The sequence below is a fragment of the Paenarthrobacter sp. NyZ202 genome, assembly GCF_049860755.1.
GTDB lineage: Bacteria > Actinomycetota > Actinomycetes > Actinomycetales > Micrococcaceae > Arthrobacter.
In genome coordinates this window covers 667,082-688,400 of record NZ_CP187556.1, presented here as the reverse complement: position 1 = coordinate 688,400, position 21,319 = coordinate 667,082, and the positions used below count along the sequence as shown (strand labels likewise).

Genomic DNA, 21,319 nt, shown 5'->3' with positions numbered 1-21,319 from the left:
GGCTGGGCCTGATCCGCAGACCAACGGTGTCCGCGGAAGGTCCAGACACCTCCCACTAGCCACCCTGCATGCCATAAGCAGCAGTTACTTAAGAACCTCTACATCCTCCCTCACATATCCAACATTGTCTTCAATTGTGATCTGGCTCAATCTCGAATCAAGCCCAAGAACTTTTGAGGGCGACGGAAAGCGAGGAACAGATCATGCAGATCGAAGCGGAATGGATGCGGGGCGGGACCAGCAAGTGCTGGGTCTTCGAAACATCACGCCTGGAAGAGACCCGGACCAGCCCGGATATCCTGCTGCCCCGGCTTTTTGGCAGCCCCGACCATCGGCAGATCGATGGTGTGGGCGGGGCCAGCTCAACCACCAGCAAAGCAATGATCCTCAACCGGCCTGACGACGGAGACGTTGATGTCGAATTCACCTTTGCGCAGGTGGGAATCGAAGAAGCCGTCGTGGATTGGGGCAGCAACTGCGGCAACTGTTCAGCCGTTGTGGGCCTGTATGCCATCGAAAAGGGCTGGGTGGTGCCGCACGGGGACATCACCCGGATCGTCACGCGCAACACGAATACAGGCCAGATCATTATCCAGCGCGTGGCAACCCCCGCGGGAGCGCTGCCCATCCTTCCCCAGGCAGTGATGCCCGGGGTCCCCTTCCCGGGATACCAGGTGGGGTTGGGGTTCCAGGATCCGGCGGGCAAGACGACGGGCACGTTGCTGCCATCGGGTTCGGCAACGGACCTGGTCGAGGCTGGCGGAACCCGCTTGACCGTCACCATGGTCGACGCCGGGGCTCCGGTGGTCATACTCCGGGCCGAGGACTTGGGCCTCGTTCCGGATCGCTACGATAACTGGTCCACTGATGTGCAACCATTCCTGCCCACCCTTGAAGAGATCCGTCGTGGCGCGGCTGTCCGCATGGGGCTTGCAACTTCACCAGGTGAAGCAGCCCGCGCCGTTCCCAAGGTCGCAATCGTGGGGCAGCCGTCCCCGGGCAGTTCCCTCGATGACCCGGCAATGGCCAGCGACGTCAACGCCATGATGCTGTCCATGGGCAAGCCCCATCCGGCCCTGGCGATCACCGGAAGCATCGCGTTGACCCTCGCCGCCCGCACGGATGGCACCATCCTCAACGCCATCACAGGGCCTGCAACCCAGCCAACCCTCCGGCTGCGGACGCCGGCCGGGGTCATCGAAACGTGGAGCGAGGAACGGAACGGATCCCTGCTGGTGGGCGTAGACCGCACAGCCCGCACCATCGCCACCACCACCATCCACCTCCCGGAGGTCATCGACAGCATGGTCGAACCCTCCTTTGCCGGCGCTACTCAATGAAGAGAGAGCATCATGACTAAAACCGCAGTAAAACCAGCCCCCGCCACCGCTTCCGGTGACCGCTCCAGGCGACCGAACCGCCGTCGTCGTATCCTGCTGGTGACGGCAGCCGCGATCACCGCCCTGGGTCTGGTCGCCCTCCTGTTTGGAGGTGTCCTTTTCGACCCTTCGGCCGCCGCGGAATCGGAGCCGACCATGACCCCCACCCAGATCATCCCGCTCGTTATCCTCGTGGTGATGTTCGTGGTTGCCACCAAGTGGCCGCTCAACATCGGCGTGATGGGCCTGGTGGCCTCCTTTGGAGTCGGTTACTTCATGCTCGGTATGAACGACAAGGAGATCCTGGCAGACTTCCCGGCCAGCATCGTCCTGACGATCATCGGCGTGACCTACTTCTTCAGCATGGCGCAGAGGAACGGGGCGATCGACATCATCGTCCAGTCCTGCGTGCGGATGGTACGGGGCAAGACACTGCTGATGCCCTGGGTGTTCTTCCTCATGGCGGCGGCGCTGACGGCTTTGGGAACCTTCTCCCCTGCGGCTGTGGCTTTGCTGGCCCCCGCAGCGCTGGGCCTTGCGTATGAATCGCGCATCCATCCGGTCCTTATGGGCGCCTTCCTGATCAATGGCGCGCACGCCGGAGGTTTCTCGCCCCTTTCAGTAGCAGGGGTCCTGGTCCATGACATCGCCCTGAAGAACGGCTTCCCCATCTCCCAGGGGGCATTGTTCTCAGCCAGCTTTGCCCTGAACTTCATCCTGTCCGCACTGACCCTGGTGCTGTTCGCCCTCATGGGCAAGCTCCGCGACAAGCACGCCAACGAGTACGACGGCGTGGAAACCCCGAGGGCAGGCCGTCCCAACGGCCAGCAACTCCTCACCCTGGCACTGATCCTGGCCATCCTCGTCTGCACGCTCGGTTTCCACCTGCCCATCGGCTTCGTGGCGCTGTCGGCGGGCCTCCTCCTGGCACTGGTCAACATCAAGGAGCACAAGACCTTCATTGGCGGCGTTTCCTGGTCCACCGTCCTCCTGGTGGCCGGCATGATCACCTACGTTTCGCTGCTCCAGCACGTAGGCGTTATCGATACCCTGGCTGAGCAGGCCCTGGCTTTGGGCGCACCACTGCTGATCGCCCTGGTCCTGTGCTACGTGATCGGCGTCGGCTCCGCCTTTGCTTCCTCGACGGCACTGCTGACGGCCTTCATCCCCATGGCGGGTCCCCTGCTGGCCACCAGCTCACTGAGCGCTTCGGGAACCGTTGCCGCCCTGGCCATTGCCGCCACCGTGGTGGATGTCTCCCCGTTCTCCACCGATGGCGCCCTGGTAGTGGCCAACGCCCGGGAGCATGACCGCCAGCGCGTCTACCGACAGCTCATGGTTTACGCCGGTGGAGTGGTGCTGGTTGCCCCCGCCCTGGCGTGGCTGCTCCTGGTACCCACCGGGATCATGTAGCTCCCCGGCTACCCACCGCGTGCCGGACCTCATGGCCGGCAGACACGGAACGCCCTGCACTCCATCGCAACAGGACACCCGAAATACGGGCGCAGGGCACCGTATACAGCAAAGGCAGGGCGCATCCCGCGCCCTGCCTTTCGCTTGCAGTTGTATCCGGCCCCGACCCGATCCATCCAGCCGCGGCTACCGCAGCGACTTGTCGTCCGGGTTGCGGGGAACCACATAGGTGCTGCCGTCGGGGCGGCGGATGGTTTCCCACTGCTGGGTCTCTGCCTGGCGCTGGGCAAGGAGCCGGCGGTTGTCCTCGGTCATTTCATGGTCGATCGAGCTGCTGTGCGCCGGTCCAAAAATGACCCGCAGCTTCCCCGTTGCGCGCATGAACTTCTGGGCGAAGGATTCCTTTGCCACCCGGATCGACTCCTCTTTTCGACGGTTCAGTACCTTCATAGTACGCTAATAGTTAGTACACTAACTAATCGATCAGCAGGAGGCATCGATGACCCTTACCAGCGAGAGTACCCAGGACACCGATGACGACCTGCTGCTCGAACGCCAGTTGTGCTTTGCCCTGACGGTTGCTTCGCGCACCGTGGTGGGCGTGTACAAGCCAGTCCTCGAGCACCTGGGACTGACCCACCCGCAATACCTGGTGATGCTCGCCCTGTGGGAGCGGAGCCCCAGGACGCTGAAAGACATCAGCGACGCCCTGCTGCACGAGCCCGCCACGCTTTCCCCGTTGCTCCGCCGCCTGGAGGAAGCCGAACTGGTAACCCGCGAGCGCGTCCCGGGCAACGAACGCGCCCTCGCCATCAAGCTCACGGACAAGGGAGCAGCGCTCCGCCGGCAGGCCACGGAGGTACCCGGCGCCATCCGCGAGCGCCTGCAGCTCAGTCGCGAAGAAGTCGCAGAGCTCCACCAGGCCATGACCGGCCTGATCGCGGCGACCCAGCGGAATGCCACGGGCTCCTAGGCGCCATTCCGGGGGTTGGTGTTCCCTGCAGCTGACAAGGCGGACCGGCGGACCGGCAGCGTAAAATGGACGTGAACCAAGGAGATTCGATGCGTCTGCGATCCGTACGTTCCGCGCTGGCGGTCCTGGCCCTGGCAGGCCTGTCGGCCACCGGACTGGCTGCGTGCACGGGCACCCCGGCGCCAGGCGGGTCCGGCAGCGCAACGTCTGCTCCGGCGTCGTCGTCCAGCACTGCTGCCCCGACGCCTGGCGGGTCAAGCACCAGCACCCCTACGCAGGTGCCCACCACTCTCGGTCCGGGGGACACCGGGCCCAACCCGAGCCTCCCAGGCCCCAACCCGGTTCCCGGGCAGGGCAATGCCGAGCTGTCCATCACCGTCCTGGACTCCCCGGAGGCAGCACCCCGGAACTACACCCTGGTGTGCCAGGGCGGAACGCCGGCCGCGGAAAGCAACCACCCCACCGCTGCCGCTGCCTGCGCAGCGCTTGAGGACAACCCGGGCCTGCTGGTCCCGCCCACGCCCACAGACCAGGCCTGCACGCAGCAGTTCGGCGGCCCGCAAACGGCCACGGTGACGGGTGCCGTTGACGGCACGGAAGTGACGGCCCGTTTCAGCCGCACGGACGGTTGCCAGATCGCCCTGTGGGACGCTGCCGCCGGCATCCTCGGTTCCAGCGGTGGGGCAGCTTAGCCTGCAGCACCTCCCCCAGGACCTATGGCTTGGTATGGAGGCTGCCCATCACGCACGCGTCGCCCGGTACGCTGATCCCTACCTGGCCCGCCGCTCCGCGGGGAAGAAGCATCCCGTAGAGGACTTCCTTTTCACGTACTACACGCAGAAGCCCGGCCAGCTGCTGCGTTGGCATCCGGGCGACGGCGTGGTGCTCAGTGGGGAGCGCGCCTTGGAGCGGGCGGACTGGAAGTTTTATCAAAGGCTCGACGACGGCCAGCTCGCCGCTGCGGGATTGGCGCCCGGGACGCCTGCGGTCACCTTCCACCGCGAATCGTTCCTGGACCAGCGGGCGGAAGCTGTCCGCTTCGCCGGGATCATCCTGAAGGGTACGGCGATGCGGCCGGCACAGTTTGGCTGCTTCGGGCTGCATGAATGGGCCATGGTGTACCGGCAGGACAAATTCGACCTCCGCCACGAGTACCTGACGTTGCGACTGGGCGGTCAAGGGACGGATGAAGTGGTGGAACGGAACCGCATACGCTGCACCCATTTCGATGCCTTCCGTTTCTACACACCGGACGCCATACCCCGGAACGAGCTCACGCCCACCCGGGAGAACCAGCGGGCCATGGAGCAGCCGGGTTGCCTGCACGCCAACATGGACCTGTACAAGTGGGCCTACAAACTGGCGCCCGCGCTTCCCAGTGAACTGGTGATGGATTGCTTCGAGCTGTCGTGGCGGATCCGGACCATGGATATGCAGGCGTCCCCCTACGATCTTGCGGAATGGGGCTACCCGCCGATCAGGATCGAGACACCGCAGGGCAAGGCCGAGTACGTTGAATACCAGCGGGCTTTCGCAGCCGAATCCCAGGTTCTGCGGACCCGCGTGCTCCAGGCGGTAGGGCCGCTGTTGGAGGGCCTGCAGTCCGGGTGACATGCCCGGCTGTCCCGCCGGAGCACCCGCCGCCGCCACCAGCGAAAGGTCACCATGGATTCACCGCAGAACAGCCCGTACGACGTCGACCTGACAGTTACGCTCACAGACGCACCTGGCGCCGAGCCGAGGATGTTCCGCCTCCGGTCCGTTGACGGCGTCCTCTCCCCTGACGAAGGGTCGCTGGAATCCAACTTGCCGGACGCGCATGCGGCGCTTGCCGCCGTCGAGCAGTTCGGCGAGGAAGCCTTCTTTCCCGCGCCCCGTCCGGACCGGATCTGCACCCAGCAATACGGCGGACCGCAAGTGGCTGTGGTCCATGGAGTGTTCCGCGGACGGCAGGTCACCAGCCGATTCAGCCGCACCGACGGCTGCGAGATCGCGCGTTGGAAGAGCCTGGCACCACTTCTGGGCAGCATCGGAGGCTCCACGGGCAACGTGTGAAATTTCCGGCGCAAACAGTCCCGGCCGGTCCGTTGATGACTTCGACGGACTGGCCGGGCTTGTTCAATCGGGGCCGGCCCCGGGGGAAGTCAGCTGGCTGCCTTGGCCGGCCGGCGGAGGAACAGGGCCACTACAACGGCTGTGGCCAGGCACAGCACTGCGTTCACCCAGATGGCCGTTGTGACTCCGCTGAGGACAGCCGGAGGGGCATTGTTTCCGCTGGTCAGAATCTGTGCCGTGAAGATTGCGCTCATGATCGGGATACCCATGGTGATGCCGATCTGCTGGCTCATTGTTGCCAACCCCGTAGCCAGGCCCTGCTCTCCGTCAGGCAAGCCCGAGGTGGCGGTGACCATGAAACCGACAATCACGACGAGGTTCGCCACGCCACCGATGAACGTGGCAACCAGAAGCAGCGCAATCGACGCCGGGTGGTCGCTGAGCAGCACAAGCGCGCCAGTGGCGATGGCTTGGACGATGAATCCGTAAACAATGGCCTTCTTGTTGCCGATCTTTCCGATGACCTTGGGGCCAAGAACTCCACCGAGCACTGTTCCGAGACCCAGGACCGCGAAGGCAAGGCCGGCGCCAAGCGGGGTGTACCCGAGCACTTGCTGCAGATACAGGGTCAGCAGGAATACCAAGGACGTCTCGGTGACGAAGGCAAGAATGCCGGCGATGTTTCCCCAGGCGACTGTGGAGCGCTTCAGGATGTCCAGGGGAACCAACGGGGACGACGCCTTGCGTTCCACCGCCACGAAGGCCACGAACAGCACCACGGCTGCGGCGAGCGAACCCAAAGTCAGCGGATCGGTCCAAGAATGCTCGGCAGCGTTGGTCAAGCCAAAGACGAGCGCCAGAAGGCCCAGGGTCACCGTGATGGCTCCGGGGACGTCGAGCTTCAGTTTGGTAGCAGGCTTGCTCTCACCGAGCACGATCGGGGCGATGATGAGAACCGCGACGGCGACCGGGACGTTGATGAAGAAGGCCCAGCGCCAGCTGAGCAGGTCAGTCAGGAGCCCGCCAAGGATGGCTCCGGTTGTAAAGCCTGCGGCCATCAGGGAACCGTTGAGCCCCAATGCCTTGTCCCGCAGCGGACCTTCGGGAAACGAGGCCAGGAGCAAGGACAGCGCAGCCGGGACGACTATGGCCGTCGCAATGCCTTGGCCAACGCGGGCTATCAACAGCATTGCGGGATCGGCAGCCAGGCCGCCGGCCAGCGAGGCAGCTCCCAGCAAAGCCATGCCGATGATGAACATCCTGCGACGCCCCGCAATGTCTGCCACGCGGCCAAACAGGAGCGTCAACCCGGCGGCGCACAGGGCGAATGCCGTGGCGATCCACTGCAGGTTCTCCAGGCTGAATCCAACGTCGGCGCCGATGGCGGGAAGGGCAACGTTGAGGATGGAAAAGTCGACGGCCAGGGTAAAGCCCGCCGTCAGCAGGACAATGAGTGCCAGCCTTTGACGGCCGTTCATCCGCGCCGGAGCCTGGGCCGCTGGCTGGGCGGGCGTCCGGACTTCTTCAGTCAAGGGTGGAACACCGGGGTCCGTGCTGACATCGGGTTGCGTTGTCATGGGAAAGGTCCTTCTTTTGGAGGTACAGCCGCCCGTGGACGGCATCTTCACAACTCCACGTTCATCCAATCCCGCGGCATCAACCACACCCCCTTCTGCCTACCACTGGCAGTGACAGGACAGGGCAGCGAAGGACCGGCAGAATGGGGCGCATGAGTAATCCAAGTGAACTTGGGGAGTTCCTTCGCGTTCGAAGAGCTGCCCTACAGCCAGAGGACGTCGGCCTGCTCAACTACGGGATCCGTCGCGTACCTGGCCTGCGCAGGGAAGAGCTGGCCATGCTCGCCGGCGTCAGCAGCGCCTACTACACGCGGCTGGAGCAGGGACTCAGCAACAACGCCTCCGAGGCCGTTATCGACGCCATCGCCCGGGCCCTGAACCTGACCACCGTCGAGCGTGCGCACCTTTTCAACCTCGCACGTCCGGGAACCATCACAAGGAGGACCTTGAACAGGGCTGACAAGGTCCGCCCGGGCACACTTCGCCTCATCGAGTCGTTGGCCGGTACACCCGCCGTGGTCCTGGGACGCCGCAGCGAAGTCCTTGCATGGAACCGGATGGGCCACAGGCTCGTGGCCGGCCATTTGGATTTCGCAGCACCTCGGAAACCTTCAACCAGGCCCAACCTGACGCGGCTGTTGTTCCTCGATCACCACACCCGTGAGCTTTACAGCCGGTGGCAGGAAGAGGCGGCCCGGGCGGTGTCGTCCTTGCGGCTCGTCGCGGGCCGATCCACCGGTGATCCTGAGCTCGCCGCACTGGTTGGAGAGTTAACGCTGAACAGTCACGAATTCGCCGCCCTTTGGGCACGGCATCCGGTGGATAACTGCATGTCAGGGGTGAAGTACATGCATCATCCCGAGGTCGGCGATATCGAACTCCACTTCGAGGTCCTGGCCTTGCCCGATGACTCCGGGCACCGTGTTCTGATGTACGCGGCCGATCCCGGCACGCCCGCAGCCGAAGCGCTGCAGCTGCTGATTTCCTGCGATGCCGGCCATATGGTCCCCGTGACGTGACGCACGCGGCGCTCCCATGGACGCAGCAGTGGCCGGCGGGGTCTCCGCCGGCCACTGCTGTTCTTCAGGGGAACCGGGGTTTAGCCGGCGTTGTTCTCCTGGCTCGGTTCGTCACCGCGGATCTTGCCATGGCCTTTCTTGTCCTTGGCGGGATCTTCCTGGTCGGGAACCACAGCGGCTCCGCCCGGGCTGACCACTACGGTCACGAAGGTCGGCTGGCTGGTCCCGGCAAAGGTCAGGCGTCCGATGTAGGAGCCCGGCTCCAGGCCGGTCCAGTTCAGGGCAATTGTTGACTTCTTGCCGTTGTGGAGCTTGATCGGATTCGGAGTCACGGTGGCGTTGCCCTCGTTGGCCCCCAGGACAGCCGCATCAACCGTGGCCTTGGTGGGCTGGTTGTTGGGGCTGGCGTAGAGGTTGGCGAAGATGTAGTAGTCTCCCGGCGCCGGGTTGGGCACGGTCACGGATTCACTGGCCGAGGCCGTAGCCGCCGGAAGCTGCTGCCCGGCAGGTGTCAGGACCAGCATGTCGAAGTCCGCGGCTTCGTCCGAGGAGATGACAGAGAACTTGGCCAGCGCGCTGCCCTCGCCCACAGTCACCTTCTTGACGAAGTTGGAAGCGTTGGTCTCCCCGGCAAACGGACCGGGCACCAGTTCGACGGCGGAGGAGTCCGCCTTGGACAAACCATCAACCGTCACGCCGACCGGCAGGTTGGTGCCGGCGACGATGTTGATGGTACCGGAACCGTTGGGCCCGGTCCCGGTGAAAGCGAGGGCCTTGTCCGCAATCACCGACTGCGGACGGACCGCTATCGGCGAGGTGACGGTCTTGTTGGCGCCCTGCCATGTCAGCGATCCCATGGCGAACTGTCCCAGGGCGGCGCTCTTGTTTTCGAACTGCACCTTGAACGTCTTCTTCTCCCCTGCCGCACCGAAGTTCAGTACCGACGGGGTGATCTTGACGTTCACGCCCGGCACGTTGGCCGTTGCGCGGTACATGCCCGGGGTCAGTGCGGTCACGGTCCTGGTGACTTCGATCTTTCCGGCCAGGTTGCCCAGGGCGAAGGACGGCACGTTCATGTCACGCGGCTGGGTGGATCCCAATCCCTCGATGCCCAGGTCAAGGCCGGTGCCCTGCACGAACTTGAGGTAGTCCTCCGTGGAGGCGTCGTAGACCAGGCCGGGGCTGAGCACCTTGGCAGGATCAACCTGGCCGGCGCCCGTGGCGAAGACATCCTTGTTCGGCTGACCGTTGGCCAGCTTCACCTGTCCGGCGGTGGTCATCATGGCTGATTTCACCGTGGCCGGGGACCACTGCGGGTTCTTGGCCAGGATCAGGGCGCCGAATCCGGCAACGTGAGGCGATGCCATGGACGTTCCGGAGAGGAAGCCGAAGTTGTCGCCGCCGGTTCCAATGGGAGACACACCTGCGAGCACGGCCACGCCCGGTGCGGATACATCCGGCTTCAGGAGGTCGGAATCAGTGGCCAGGAGCGGACCACGGGAGGAGAACCCTGCGATCTGGGGCTGCGCCTCTGCGGGCAGGCCGGTGGTGTCGCGGTTCAGCAGGTTGACGGTGATGGCCGGGTTGGCAGCCACCTTGTCCTTGATGGCCTGGGTGGCAGGCGGGTTGACGTGCACGGTGGGTACGGCGTGCTTGTCCGTGTCCAGGGACGATTCGGTGAGGTTCACCAGGATCATGCCCACACCGCCGCCGCGCAGGACCTCGGCGCTCTTGGCGGTACGGTCCACCACGCCACGGTCGCAGACAACAACCTTGCCGGCAACCTTGGCGGGGTCCAGGGACCCGGGCGCGCACAGTGCAGCACTGCCTTCGCCGCTGGCCGCCTCGGTGGAAAGTACGACGCCGGCACCGGTCACCTCACGGTTCATGATGCTCGCTCCGCGGAACTTGCTGCCATCGGAGAATTCAACCGTGCCCTGGAGTTCCTGGGAGAAGGAGGTTGCTGCAGTGGTGGTCAGCCAAGGTGCACCGTGGTTGACGGTGCTGGCCGTGGGTCCCGAGTTTCCGGCCGAAGTGGCTACGAAGATCCCCGCGGAGGCTGCCGACAGGAATGCCAGGGATACAGGATCAGTGGTGGACGTTGCCGAACCGGAGATGGAGTAGTTCAGCACATCCACGCCGTCCAGGATGGCCTGTTCGATTGCATCAACAGAGGCAGAACCGTAGCAGCCGCCCGTGGAGGGATCGGTGTCTTCCCAGCAAACCTTGTAGATGGAGAGTTTTGCGGCCGGTGCGATTCCGCTGGTGATGCCAAAGCTGCGTCCATCCACCGTTGCCTCGACGTTGGCGTTGCCGGCGGCGGTGCTGGCCGTGTGCGTGCCGTGGCTGTCCACGTCCACGGGGGAAATACGTTCCTCGGGAGCGCGGTTTTCTTCGGGCACGGTCTCGAGGAAGGCATCAGCGAAGTAGTGGGTGCTGAGGACCTTGGAGTTGCAGGCGCTGCCGTCGTAGTCGGCGCCCGTACCGGTGCCGGGCTGGCATTCGCCGATGAAGGTATCACCGTCGGCCTTCAGCATGGCGATCCTGCCATCGTCGGTGCGGTACGGAACGCCTACCTCGGGGTTGCCCGTGAGCGGGCCGACCGGTTCACCGGCGAAGAAGGGATTGGAAGGGGTGTAGCCGGTGTCGATGACACCCACCACGGTGCCCTTGCCGGCATTGTCGACGCCGCCGTACTGGGTGGCCCAGGTTCCGTCGGGTCCGCTGAGCTTCAGGAAATCCGTGGTGGAGTAGTCAGGCGCGTACTGGGTGTCGGGGGCCACCAGGAGGACCTTGGGATCCTTTGCCAGGTTGATGGCCTGGTCGGCCGTGAGGTTGGCACTGAAACCGTTCACGGCGGTGGTGAAATCACGTTGGATGGTGACGTTTTCCTGCTGCGCAATGTCCTGCTGCTGCCGCTGCAGGTGCTCTTGGTATTCCTTGACCTCGGCACTGCCGGCATCGAGCTTCTTGCCTTCTTCCGGCTTGGTGGGCGCCAGGCCGGGAGTCCCGCCGTCGTAGGTGGCCGCGGGCTTTTCGGCCAGGACAACCATGTAACGGCCGTCTTTGTAGGCGTTGGGGTCGAGGTTTTTCTTGGCCACGCCTGCCACATTCCCTGGCGCGGTCTCCGGGGCAGGAGCGGCCTGGGCCGGCAACGCCATGGAAGAGAGCAGCAACGGCAAGCCCACGGCCACGGCCGCCGCCTTCCGAAGCCCCCCGCTTCTGACGAAGCTCTTTCCTTGTGATTTCACGAGTGATTGCACCTTTCACTGGGAGGGCCAGGGCGCCATCGCCAAAGCCCGTCAACTGAAGTTGGTTGCATTTTTGACAGTTCTTGTCAATCAAACGCAACCAACCGAGTCACACAGTACAGAGTGGGAGGGGATTTCGACATACTGCACATTTTGGGAAATTTGTCTTGTCACAAAGGCCACCCTCCGACACGCAGGCGCGCGGAAGGGACGGCAACACCGGCACGTGGTGTTACCGCCCCTTCCGACCGTGTGGCCCCGCCCGGTCAGCCCTTCGGGGTCACCTGCAGGCGGTCGAAGGAAACCTGGACGCCGTGCTGGTCCAGGACCACGACGTCGTCGCGGCCGTTCTTGACATCGGAAGGAAGAATGAACTCCACGGTGTTGTCCGTGGTGGGAAAGATCCACCCCAGGCGATAGCTGGTCTTATTCAGGTACACGTAGTACCACTGGCCGTAATCCAGCCCCTGAAGCACCACTTTTTGGCCGTTGCGGTACTTATCCGCCGTAGCGAATTCCACCGGCGCTGCCTGGCCTTCAAAATCCTGCACCGTGAGGACCGGCTCACGTGACGGCTGCGCGGGCTGGACAGCCAGTTCAAGGGGCTCACCCGCCACGGACGCCGTAACGTCCTTGGAGCCGTTGCCGGCCTTCACATCGAAGGACCCGGCAGGCAACGTACCCTTGGCAACGTCCTCTTCAGTCAGGACGTGGACGCGCGTGGAGGTGATAGTATCCCCTGCTGCCAGGATCGGTTCCGAGATCCCTGCCGCTGCCGCTTCCACGCCTGCCACGGCCACATTGCCGGCGTTGCCCACGGTGTACGTGTAAGTCACAGGATCACCTGCGCTTGCATACCTGTCTCCGTCGGCATCTGACCACTCGGCGGTCACTGTGCCCTCCACCTTGGGTTCACGGACCTTCAGGTCTACCTCTCCCCCGTTGATCTGGTAGCTCCTGGCACTCTGGCCCGCCGCGCCAACCTCCCAGCTGGTCAGCGGAACGAAGAAACCCTGCGCGGCTTCCTCCGCTGTCACGGTGTGGCGGGGCGTGGAGCACTGGTAGCTCTGCCCGGCAGGCAGGGACAGGTAGCGGCAGTTGCCAGGGCCGTCCGGCAGGAAGGGGTTGAAGTTGCCGGCGGTGGGGACCACCTTTTCAGTGAGGGGGCCGGTGTTCTTCACCGTGAAGGCATACGGGACCAGGTCACCTGCCATATAGGGCTGCGTTGCCAGGTCACGCCCGGCATCGGCGCGCGCCCCGCTGATGTCGGCCAAGACCAGCCCGTCCCGCAAGGCGACCGAAGCACCCGTGAACGATACCGTTTTGGTGAGGGCCGGCGTCGTGCTTGAGGTGATGCTGAAGGCGGCTTCGGGCGTGAAGTAGCCGCGCTGGATGTCACCCGACGTGACCACGTGCTTGGCCGTGGAGCACGTATAGGTGGCTCCGGCAGCCAGGTTGTTGTACCGGCAGTTGGGGGCCGACGGCGGGAGGAACCCGGAATCGAACGTCCCGGACACCGGGACGGAGTTTGCCGTGACGTTGGATGTGCTCTTGACGGTGAAGGTGTAGTTGACGGTCTCGCCCACCTGGTATGGGCTGGCCGCCACGTCCCGGGCCGGTGCGCTGCCACTGATGGCCAGGCCCACCTGCGGTGCGACCGGCACAGTGGCCGTGAAGGTGTACTGCGAAACCCGGCCGTCCGCCGTCGTGAATGCGGCGTTGAGGTTCTGCGGGCCGCTGGCGTTGGCCGGCGCGGTGAGTGCCACATTGACGGTGGCCGAAGCGCCCGGAGCCAGGGCCGGCACCGGGACGGTGGTGGCCGACCAGCCCGTGGGCGTGTAGACGGTGGCGGTGGCACCGCTGAGGGTGGTGGCTTCCTGGTTGGTCACCGTCACCGCCACCTGCTGGGTGGCTCCCGGCGCGGTGGTGACGGCCGGGACGGTGAGCGGTGCGCAGACATAGTTCAGCCAGGCATCATCGAACTGGGCGAAGGGCATGTTGTCCGTGTAGTTGCCCTCGTACAGCACCCCGAAGGCGCCGTCCTGCAGGCGGGTCACAGTGGAGTACGCGGAGAAGCCCGCCCGAATGGTGCGGACGCCGGGCCAGGTTGCGCCGTCGTCGCAGGAGACGCGGGCCGAGACGTTTTCACGGCCGGTCCTGGAGTTGGCGTTGGTGAAAATCAGCTTCTTCGCATTGGCCGAGCCCTGCGCAGCATTCGGGAACATCCTGGCGATCGCGCCGTTGTTGGCGGGATCGGGCAACTCGGTATCCTGCGTCACCGGACCATACGTGGCGCCCCCGTCCGTCGAAACCGCCACCTTGCGATACCCCTGGTTGGCGTTGTCCCGGGAGTTGAGCAGCACCCGACCATCGGAGAGTTCAACGGTCTTGTTCTCATCCATGCGGTCGCCCACGTTGGCGCCCTTCTTCCAGGTCACGCCGTGGTCATCGGAGTAGACGCTGTAGGCCTGGATCTTGTTGGTGCCGTCCGGCTGGCGGACGTCACCGGCGAATTGCTGGATGAGCCGGCCCTTGTAGGGGCCGTATTTGAGCTGGATGCCTTCGCCCGACGAGGCGAAGTTGGAGCGCACGTCGCCAGCCACGGGGTTGGTTTTGCTGGTACCAGGCTTGGTGACATTGGTGATCAGCCGCGGCTGGCTCCACGTCACGCCGCCGTCCGACGACTCGATGACGGCAGAAGAGATGACGTTCCTGTCGGCGTCGTCGTTACCGAACTGACTGCCACCGAAACCCTGGTCCTTGGAGTAGACAAAGAACGCGAAGACCTTGTTGGCCTCTGCATCGTAGATGTAGGAAGGGTCGCTGTACCCGTACTTCGGGCCGCTGGAGTCCGCGATATGTCCGGCGGCGATGACCTGGACGGGGCCCCACGTCTTCCCGCCGTCGGTACTGCGGCGCTGCACGATCGAGTTGGGGTTGGGGGCATCGGCAGCGCTGCCTGGGCGGCCGTCCCACGCCGCCAGCACCACATTGTTGCCCAGGTAGGTCAGTGCGGGGATGCGGTAGAAGAAGTTTGCGGCGGTGCGGTCGGCGGCCAGGTTGGTTTCGCTGAAGCTTCCCGGAGCCAAGGTGGGATTGCTGGGTGGAATGGGCGCCGCCTGGGCCGGCAGGCCTGGCCCGGCAACCAAGCAGGCGGCCAAGGCGCCGGCAGCGGATATTCGTGCGAAGGAAAGTGCAGGGGATCTCAAATCCAGGGTCCTTTCGAAACGGCGGGGTCGTTCAACGAGGGCATTGGTGTTACGTGCCACGTCGAACGTCCTACAACCATAAGGTGTTCACCGTCACATTGCTAGGGATGACGCAGGGGCGGCGCTCGGCGGTATCCAACGGGTAGCGTCGTGACCATACCCGCCGCCCTGGAGCAATGGAGCTTTTCGTGAAAATCCTCGTCCCCCACACCATTCACCTCGATCTCTCCCCGATCACGGACGAGGTGGTGACCTATGAGGTTGACCAGTCGATTCCGGACGAGCACACCGACGCCGACGTCCTGGTGGTCTGGCAAAACACTGCCGACAACCTCCGCGACGCGGCCCGGCGCCTGACCCGGCTGCGCCTGGTGCAGACCCTGGCCGCCGGCCCGGATTCCGTCCTTGCTGCGGGATTCGCCCGCAGCGTGGCCATCACGTCCGGCCGCTCGCTGCACGACGGACCGGTGGCCGAGCACACCCTCGCGTTGGTGCTTGCCGCGATCCGGCGCCTGGACACGCTGCTGGAGGCGCAGAAGTCCACCACGTGGGACCGCGACTTCAACGTGGCGCAGTCCGCACCGGAAACCGAACAGCTTTACACGCTCGACGGCGCCAGGGTCACCATTTGGGGGTTCGGCTCCATCGCAGGGCGGCTCGCTCCCCTTTTGGCTGCGCTGGGTGCCAGCGTCACCGGCGTCGCGAATTCCGCCGGCGAGCGGTATGGCTTCCCAGTGGTCGCCACCTCGGAACTTCCCGACGTCCTGAAAACAACGGATGTGCTGATCTCGATCCTCCCGGCTACCCCAGCGACGGCAAATTCCCTGAACGCGGACATCCTGGCCGCCCTGCCCCGGACTGCCGTGTTCGTCAACGTAGGCCGTGGCGCCACCGTGGACGAGGACGCCTTGCAGGCCGCCCTGGCGGAGGGCCGGCTCCGGGCGGCGGCGCTGGACGTCACCAAGACGGAACCATTGCCTTCGCACTCCCCGCTATGGGCCACCCCAAACCTGATCATCACTCCCCACGTTGCCGGCAACCGCCCCAAGGGTTCATCCGCGCTGGTCCTGGCCAACGTGGCCGCACTCAAGGAAGGCCGGAAGTTGACCAACCAGGTGGCCGGTCCGGTGCTTTAGGCACTTAGCATTGCACGCAGATAGTAAGCATGCTTATGGTGGGCGGGTCCGGGATGGCCAGCAGAGGGTTTCCATCCCAACGAGCATGAGACACCGTGAGGAAACGCCATGTACCTGCACACCCAGCTTCTCATCAATGAAATAGCGGCGGACGAACCGGACCCCGCCGCAGCCAACGCACTCCAGGAAGGCCTTGGAGGGCAATTTGGCGAAATGCGCACCATGATGCAATACCTGTTCCAGAGCATGAACTTCCGCGGAGACCCCGCATCCAAGCCCTACAAGGACCTGCTCCAGGGCATTGGAACCGAAGAGATCAGCCATGTCGAACTGATCGGCACCACCATCTCGCAACTCCTGGACGGCTCACCCCGCTATCAGGGCAAGAAGACAGACCCCGTGGATGAGCCCGGTGCCAAGGGAGCCACTCCGCTGAACATCGCCCTGGACACCAGCAACATCCACCACTACCTGGTGGGCGCCCAGGGCGCCCTTCCCGTTGACGCGGCCGGCAACCCATGGAGCGGCTCCTACGTCTACAACAGCGGCAACCTCGTTCTTGACCTGCTGTACAACCTGATGCTGGAGTCCACGGGACGGCTCCAGAAGTGCCGGATCTACGAGATGACGGACAACAAAACAGCCCGCTCCACCATCGCGTACCTGATCGTCCGCGACCAAGCGCACGAGAACGCTTATGCCAAGGCCTTGGAAAGCCTGGGGGTCAACTGGGGCAAGGTCCTGCCCATCCCCAAAACCAACGCAGAGCAGTTCCCGGAGGTGAAGAGGTTGCTGGACATGGGACTGCAAAGCATCCAGTACACGTTCAGCGCCGATAACCAGAGCGAGGCGGGCAAGCTGTTCCGGGGCGCGTCACCATCCAACGACGGAACCGAACTGACCACGGATGTCATGCCCGACGGCTTCCCGATCACCATGTCGCCTGAGCGCAAGGAGGAGTTCGCACCCGGGCTGGACCCGGAACTCCTGGCACTGATCCAGGCCACCGCGGAGCAGGAGCTCAGGGATGCAGACAGTCCCGCGCAGGCGAAGTAACCGGTAGCAGCAAAAGAGCGGCACACCCCGTGGGTGTGCCGCTCTTTTGTCCGTTGGTTGCTTGCCGGTCAGGCGTGCTCGTAGGTCAGGCAGTCAGCGGCTTCGGCGCCGGGTCCTACCCTGACATCGTGGGCCTCGCACATGAGGTTGTTGTTGTGTACGCACTCAGAGCGCTGGCAGGCTCCAACGTGCGCGAGAACCTTGGGCAGTCCGCCCATCCGGGTGGTGTCGATGAACGTGGCGCAGGCAGCATGGTCCTGGGTACCGCCGATCGTGATACCGAATGCAGTGCAGCCATCATGGTTGAATCCGCAGCTGCCAACACTACAGGCGGATACTTCGGCAATGTGGTCGGTCATTGTTCCTCCTGGTAGGGCCTTGGGGGGTGCTTAAACCCCGCGTGTAATCCCAAAGTACGCCGGATCTGCGCGGTTTAACCCGTTCGATTAGCGCATTTGTACGTGTGCTAATCGCCCCCAAAACTACCTGCGACGCGCTCCACGCAGGGCTTCGCTGATTTTCGCGCGGGTTTCCGCATCCAAGGGAGGTGTTACCATGCGGTCCCGGGCTGCCCTGTCCGCCAGGATTCTCTGCAGCACCATGCGCCCCAGCCCGGCAAAGACCGCTGCGCCCACCACACCCAGAACCATCGACTTCGGCTTCCCGCTCATGCGGCAATCCTAGTGGCATTTTGGGCCGGACCGGCGGGGGCTGCTCGCGGAATCGCGCTGAATAGGGTATGTGGGCTACTCCCGGTAGGATAGATGTGCAAGCTCGCGGAGCGCCCCCACACCGTTTCAGGACACCGTTTTCAGGACACAGTTCGAACGCGGCTGAACGGCGTGAGACGGCACCCCTCCGCGGCAGCCTTGTTTAAAGGTTCACCCAACTCACGCACAGGAGTTACCGGATGCCCCGGATCGTCGTTGACGTCATGCCCAAGCCCGAGATTCTGGACCCCCAGGGGAAGGCCATCGTGGGTGCACTGCCCCGCCTCGGCTTCAACAGCTTCAGCGCAGTCCGCCAGGGCAAGCGCTTCGAACTGACCGTCGACGGCGAGGTGACCGATGCGATCCTGGCCCAGGCACGCGAGGCTGCTGAGACGCTGCTCTCCAACCCGGTGATCGAGGACGTTGTCAACGTCGAGGTCGTCGAGGCCTGAGATGACTTCAATCCCCCTGATTGGCGAGGCCGTGGCCGTCGCCGCAGAGCCCCGCTTGGCAGGCGCCAAAATCGGCGTCGTCACCTTCCCCGGCACCCTGGACGACCGCGACGCCGCCCGGGCAGTACGGCTTGCAGGCGGCACGGCGGTTTCGTTGTGGCATGCTGACGACCACCTGGGCGATGTTGACGCGGTCATCATTCCCGGCGGTTTCTCCTACGGCGACTACCTGCGCGCCGGCGCCATTTCGCGCTTTGCACCGTTGATGTCCAAGATCATTAAGGCTGCAACAGGTGCTGCATCCTCTAATCCTTTGCCGGTCCTCGGTATTTGCAACGGCTTCCAGATCCTGACCGAATCGCACCTGCTGCCCGGTTCCATGATCAAGAACGACCACCTGAAGTTCATCTGCCGCGACCAGGTGCTCCGGGTGGAAAACGCCAACACCGCCTGGACGGTGGACTACCAGCAGGGCCAGGAAATCACTGTGCCGCTGAAGAACCAGGACGGCCAATACATCGCCGACGAGAAGACCCTCGATGCCCTGGAGGCAGAGGGCCGCGTGGTGTTCCGCTACGTGGGCTTCAACCCGAACGGTTCCCGCCGCGACATCGCCGGCATCTCCAACGCCGCGGGCAACGTGGTGGGCCTCATGCCGCACCCCGAGCACGCCGTTGAGGCCGGCTTCGGTCCGGAAGCACTCGATGGAGCAGCTTCGGACACCGATGGCCTCGGTTTCTTCACCTCCGTTTTGACCAAGATTGTGGGAGGCGACAAGTGACCACTGAGACCACCAAGAAGTTCAACATCGATACCGTTGAGCACGCTGCCAAGACCCCGGACACGGAACTGCCCTGGGCCGAACTGGGCTTGAAGCAGAACGAATTCGACGAGATCGTCAAGGTCCTGGGCCGCCGCCCCACCGGCGCGGAACTGGCCATGTACTCGGTCATGTGGAGCGAGCACTGCTCGTACAAGTCCTCCAAGAACCACCTCCGCCAGTTCGGCGAGAAGGTTACCCCGGAGATGAAGAAGGACATGCTGGTTGGCATCGGTGAGAACGCCGGCGTAACCAACCTCGGCGACGGCTGGGCCGTGACCTTCAAGATCGAGTCGCACAACTCGCCGTCGTTCGTGGAGCCGTACCAGGGTGCCGCCACCGGCATCGGCGGAATCGTCCGCGACATCATCTCCATGGGTGCCCGCCCGGTTGCCGTGATGGACCCGCTGCGTTTCGGCGCCATCGACCACCCGGACACCGCGCGCGTCATGCACGGTGCCGTTGCCGGCATCGGCGGCTACGGCAACTGCCTCGGCCTGCCGAACATCGGCGGCGAGATGGTCTTCGACTCCGTCTACCAGGGCAACCCGCTGGTCAACGCCCTGGCCGTTGGTGTCATGCGCCACGAGGACATCCGCCTGGCCAACGCTTCCGGCAAGGGCAACAAGGTTGTCCTGTTCGGTGCCCGCACCGGCGGCGACGGCATCGGCGGAGCCTCGGTCCTCGCGTCCGAGTCCTTCGACGACACCAAGCCGTCCAAGCGTCCCGCCGTCCAGGTGGGCGACCCCTTCGCCGAGAAGGTGCTCATCGAGTGCTGCCTCGAGCTCTTCAAGGGCTCCCTGGTGGAAGGCATCCAGGACCTCGGTGCCGCCGGTATTTCCTGTGCAACGTCCGAGCTCGCCTCCAACGGTGACGGCGGCATGCAGGTTGAACTGACCTCCGTTCTTTTGCGCGACCCCACGCTGACCCCGGGCGAGATCCTCATGTCCGAGTCGCAGGAACGCATGATGGCAATCGTCACGCCGGAGAACGTGGAAGCGTTCGAGGCCGTGATGGACAAGTGGGCCGTGGAGTACTCCTGGTTGGGTGAAGTGACCGACACCGGCCGCCTCATCATCACCTGGGAAGGCGAAGTAATCGTCGACGTCGATCCCCGCACCGTTGCGCACGATGGCCCGGTCTACGACCGCCCGTTCGCCCGCCCGGAGTGGCAGGACTCGGTCCAGGCCAACGCCTTCACCGGCTCCGTTGAGGATGCCAACCGTCCGTCCGCTCCCTCGGAGTTGGCAGCAGCGGTCACCGAGCTGGTCTCTTCCCCGAACATGTGCAGCAAGTCCTGGATCACCAAGCAGTACGACCGCTACGTTGGCGGCAATACTGCCATGGCGTTCCCGGACGACGCCGGCGTGGTCCGCGTTGACGAAGAAACAGGCCTGGGCGTTGCCTTGGCCACGGACGCCAACGGCCGCTACACCTACCTGGACCCGTACCAGGGTGCACAGTTGGCGCTGGCCGAGGCCTACCGCAACGTGGCCACCTCCGGTGCGGTTCCCATGGCCGTCAGCGACTGCCTGAACTTCGGTTCCCCCGAGGACCCGGACGTCATGTGGCAGCTCGCCGAAGCCATTCGCGGCCTGTCGGACGCCTGCATGGAGCTTGGCGTTCCGGTCACGGGCGGCAACGTCTCCCTGTACAACCAGACCGGCACCACGCCGATCCACCCCTCCCCGGTGGTGGCAGTCCTCGGCAAGCTCGACGACGTCGCCCGCCGCACGCCGTCGGGCTGGCGCGAAGATGGCCAGGCCATCTACCTGCTCGGCACCACGGCTGCTGAACTGGATGGTTCCGAGTGGTCCAACCTCCGCGGACACCTCGGTGGCCAGCCGCCGAAGGTGGACCTCGCCGCCGAGCGTGAACTGGGCGAGATCCTCATCAACGCCTCCCGGGACGGCATGGTGGACGCCGCGCACGACCTCTCCGAAGGTGGCCTCGCTGCCGCTTTGGTTGAGTCTTCGCTGCGCTACGGCGTGGGTGCCCGCATCGCGCTTGAGGAACTCATGGAACGCGACGGCGTGGACCTGTTCACTGCCTTGTTCTCCGAGTCCCAGGCACGTGCAATCGTCTCCGTGCCGCGCTCCGAGGAAGTCCGTTTCAAGGACATGTGCACCGCCCGCGGCTTCGCCCACCTCCGGATCGGCGTGGTTGACGCTGCCGCCGGGAAGCTGGAGATCAACGGCGTGGACGAGCTGTCCCTGGACGCCCTCCGTGAAGCCCACGAAGGCACCCTGCCGAAGTACTTCGGCTAGGA

General features: G+C 64.5%; 18 protein-coding genes. 12 read left to right on the top strand and 6 right to left on the bottom strand.

The genetic code is table 11. From position 1 onward, the window contains the following. Window positions 1–203 precede the first annotated feature (203 nt). The gene (locus ACPFL9_RS03375) at window positions 204–1,340 is read left to right on the top strand and encodes a PrpF domain-containing protein (protein ID WP_426005845.1); all 1,137 of its coding nucleotides are present in this window, start codon (window positions 204–206) and stop codon (window positions 1,338–1,340) included. A gap of 12 nt (window positions 1,341–1,352) precedes the next feature. Further along, window positions 1,353–2,792 carry an SLC13 family permease gene (locus ACPFL9_RS03370; RefSeq protein ID WP_426005843.1) on the top strand — a complete coding sequence of 480 codons (1,440 nt, stop codon included), beginning with the start codon at window positions 1,353–1,355 and terminating at the stop codon, window positions 2,790–2,792. 186 nt (window positions 2,793–2,978) lie between these two features. Here ACPFL9_RS03370 and ACPFL9_RS03365 read toward each other — a convergent pair whose 3' ends face one another. Beyond that, on the bottom strand, window positions 2,979–3,242 hold the full coding sequence (locus tag ACPFL9_RS03365; RefSeq protein WP_426005841.1) for a hypothetical protein: 264 nt from the start codon (window positions 3,240–3,242) through the stop codon (window positions 2,979–2,981). Window positions 3,243–3,291: 49 nt separating this feature from the next. On the opposite strand from ACPFL9_RS03365, the gene ACPFL9_RS03360 reads away from it, so the two are divergent. The 4 genes from ACPFL9_RS03360 to ACPFL9_RS03345 all read left to right on the top strand — a co-directional run bounded on the left by ACPFL9_RS03360 (window position 3,292) and on the right by ACPFL9_RS03345 (window position 5,820). After that, window positions 3,292–3,765, top strand: coding sequence for a MarR family winged helix-turn-helix transcriptional regulator (locus tag ACPFL9_RS03360; protein ID WP_426005840.1), 474 nt, complete (start codon window positions 3,292–3,294; stop codon window positions 3,763–3,765). Between the two features lie 89 nt (window positions 3,766–3,854). After that, window positions 3,855–4,457, top strand: coding sequence for an SSI family serine proteinase inhibitor (locus ACPFL9_RS03355; RefSeq protein WP_426005838.1), 603 nt, complete (start codon window positions 3,855–3,857; stop codon window positions 4,455–4,457). 34 nt (window positions 4,458–4,491) lie between these two features. Continuing rightward, entirely contained in the window at window positions 4,492–5,376 is an 885-nt protein-coding gene (locus ACPFL9_RS03350) for a 3-methyladenine DNA glycosylase (protein ID WP_426007477.1), read from the top strand. Between the two features lie 54 nt (window positions 5,377–5,430). Then, the gene (locus tag ACPFL9_RS03345) at window positions 5,431–5,820 is read left to right on the top strand and encodes a serine protease inhibitor (protein ID WP_426005837.1); all 390 of its coding nucleotides are present in this window, start codon (window positions 5,431–5,433) and stop codon (window positions 5,818–5,820) included. A gap of 89 nt (window positions 5,821–5,909) precedes the next feature. On the opposite strand, the gene ACPFL9_RS03340 is transcribed toward ACPFL9_RS03345, so the two are convergent. Further along, window positions 5,910–7,298, bottom strand: a complete 1,389-nt coding sequence (locus ACPFL9_RS03340; RefSeq protein ID WP_426007476.1) for an MFS transporter — start codon at window positions 7,296–7,298, stop codon at window positions 5,910–5,912. A 251-nt stretch (window positions 7,299–7,549) separates the two neighbouring features. Between ACPFL9_RS03340 and ACPFL9_RS03335 the strand changes: the two genes are divergently transcribed. Beyond that, window positions 7,550–8,416, top strand: a complete 867-nt coding sequence (locus tag ACPFL9_RS03335) for a helix-turn-helix transcriptional regulator (RefSeq protein ID WP_426005836.1) — start codon at window positions 7,550–7,552, stop codon at window positions 8,414–8,416. A gap of 80 nt (window positions 8,417–8,496) precedes the next feature. Here the strand turns inward: ACPFL9_RS03335 and ACPFL9_RS03330 are convergent, their stop codons facing one another. Together ACPFL9_RS03330 and ACPFL9_RS03325 are read right to left on the bottom strand one after the other, a co-directional pair. Continuing rightward, the gene (locus ACPFL9_RS03330) at window positions 8,497–11,667 is read right to left on the bottom strand and encodes a S8 family serine peptidase (RefSeq protein ID WP_426005835.1); all 3,171 of its coding nucleotides are present in this window, start codon (window positions 11,665–11,667) and stop codon (window positions 8,497–8,499) included. Between the two features lie 266 nt (window positions 11,668–11,933). Next, window positions 11,934–14,936, bottom strand: a complete 3,003-nt coding sequence (locus ACPFL9_RS03325) for an exo-alpha-sialidase (RefSeq protein WP_426005834.1) — start codon at window positions 14,934–14,936, stop codon at window positions 11,934–11,936. A 128-nt stretch (window positions 14,937–15,064) separates the two neighbouring features. On the opposite strand from ACPFL9_RS03325, the gene ACPFL9_RS03320 reads away from it, so the two are divergent. Next, the gene (locus ACPFL9_RS03320; RefSeq protein ID WP_426005833.1) at window positions 15,065–16,012 is read left to right on the top strand and encodes an NAD(P)-dependent oxidoreductase; all 948 of its coding nucleotides are present in this window, start codon (window positions 15,065–15,067) and stop codon (window positions 16,010–16,012) included. A 108-nt stretch (window positions 16,013–16,120) separates the two neighbouring features. Next, complete coding sequence (locus tag ACPFL9_RS03315; protein ID WP_426005832.1) at window positions 16,121–17,068, top strand: manganese catalase family protein; 948 nt, start codon at window positions 16,121–16,123, stop codon at window positions 17,066–17,068. Between the two features lie 68 nt (window positions 17,069–17,136). Here the strand turns inward: ACPFL9_RS03315 and ACPFL9_RS03310 are convergent, their stop codons facing one another. Both ACPFL9_RS03310 and ACPFL9_RS03305 read right to left on the bottom strand, forming a co-directional pair. Further along, window positions 17,137–17,427 carry a DUF1540 domain-containing protein gene (locus ACPFL9_RS03310; protein WP_426005831.1) on the bottom strand — a complete coding sequence of 97 codons (291 nt, stop codon included), beginning with the start codon at window positions 17,425–17,427 and terminating at the stop codon, window positions 17,137–17,139. Window positions 17,428–17,550: 123 nt separating this feature from the next. After that, window positions 17,551–17,739 carry a hypothetical protein gene (locus ACPFL9_RS03305; RefSeq protein ID WP_426005830.1) on the bottom strand — a complete coding sequence of 63 codons (189 nt, stop codon included), beginning with the start codon at window positions 17,737–17,739 and terminating at the stop codon, window positions 17,551–17,553. A 239-nt stretch (window positions 17,740–17,978) separates the two neighbouring features. On the opposite strand from ACPFL9_RS03305, the gene purS reads away from it, so the two are divergent. Genes purS through purL form a run of 3 tightly spaced genes read left to right on the top strand, consistent with a single transcriptional unit; the run spans window position 17,979 to window position 21,317 of the window. Then, on the top strand, window positions 17,979–18,230 hold the full coding sequence (gene purS, locus ACPFL9_RS03300; RefSeq protein ID WP_011773385.1) for a phosphoribosylformylglycinamidine synthase subunit PurS: 252 nt from the start codon (window positions 17,979–17,981) through the stop codon (window positions 18,228–18,230). A gap of 1 nt (window position 18,231) precedes the next feature. Then, window positions 18,232–19,011 (top strand): phosphoribosylformylglycinamidine synthase subunit PurQ, encoded by a 780-nt coding sequence (gene purQ / locus ACPFL9_RS03295; protein ID WP_426005828.1) that lies wholly within the window; start codon window positions 18,232–18,234, stop codon window positions 19,009–19,011. Continuing rightward, entirely contained in the window at window positions 19,008–21,317 is a 2,310-nt protein-coding gene (gene purL, locus ACPFL9_RS03290; protein WP_426005827.1) for a phosphoribosylformylglycinamidine synthase subunit PurL, read from the top strand. Before purQ ends, purL begins: the two co-directional genes overlap by 4 nt. The last annotated feature ends 2 nt before the right edge of the window (window positions 21,318–21,319 follow it).

Excerpts from the sequence above, each read along its gene's own strand:
- ACPFL9_RS03375 (WP_426005845.1), top strand. The coding sequence starts at position 204 with ATGCAGATCGAAGCGGAATGGATGCGGGGCGGGACCAGCAAGTGCTGG.
- ACPFL9_RS03370 (WP_426005843.1), top strand. The coding sequence starts at position 1,353 with ATGACTAAAACCGCAGTAAAACCAGCCCCCGCCACCGCTTCCGGTGAC.
- ACPFL9_RS03365 (WP_426005841.1), bottom strand. The coding sequence starts at position 3,242 with ATGAAGGTACTGAACCGTCGAAAAGAGGAGTCGATCCGGGTGGCAAAG.
- ACPFL9_RS03360 (WP_426005840.1), top strand. The coding sequence starts at position 3,292 with ATGACCCTTACCAGCGAGAGTACCCAGGACACCGATGACGACCTGCTG.
- ACPFL9_RS03355 (WP_426005838.1), top strand. The coding sequence starts at position 3,855 with ATGCGTCTGCGATCCGTACGTTCCGCGCTGGCGGTCCTGGCCCTGGCA.
- ACPFL9_RS03350 (WP_426007477.1), top strand. The coding sequence starts at position 4,492 with ATGGAGGCTGCCCATCACGCACGCGTCGCCCGGTACGCTGATCCCTAC.
- ACPFL9_RS03345 (WP_426005837.1), top strand. The coding sequence starts at position 5,431 with ATGGATTCACCGCAGAACAGCCCGTACGACGTCGACCTGACAGTTACG.
- ACPFL9_RS03340 (WP_426007476.1), bottom strand. The coding sequence starts at position 7,298 with ATGAACGGCCGTCAAAGGCTGGCACTCATTGTCCTGCTGACGGCGGGC.
- ACPFL9_RS03335 (WP_426005836.1), top strand. The coding sequence starts at position 7,550 with ATGAGTAATCCAAGTGAACTTGGGGAGTTCCTTCGCGTTCGAAGAGCT.
- ACPFL9_RS03315 (WP_426005832.1), top strand. The coding sequence starts at position 16,121 with ATGTACCTGCACACCCAGCTTCTCATCAATGAAATAGCGGCGGACGAA.
- ACPFL9_RS03310 (WP_426005831.1), bottom strand. The coding sequence starts at position 17,427 with ATGACCGACCACATTGCCGAAGTATCCGCCTGTAGTGTTGGCAGCTGC.
- ACPFL9_RS03305 (WP_426005830.1), bottom strand. The coding sequence starts at position 17,739 with ATGAGCGGGAAGCCGAAGTCGATGGTTCTGGGTGTGGTGGGCGCAGCG.
- purS (WP_011773385.1), top strand. The coding sequence starts at position 17,979 with ATGCCCCGGATCGTCGTTGACGTCATGCCCAAGCCCGAGATTCTGGAC.
- purQ (WP_426005828.1), top strand. The coding sequence starts at position 18,232 with ATGACTTCAATCCCCCTGATTGGCGAGGCCGTGGCCGTCGCCGCAGAG.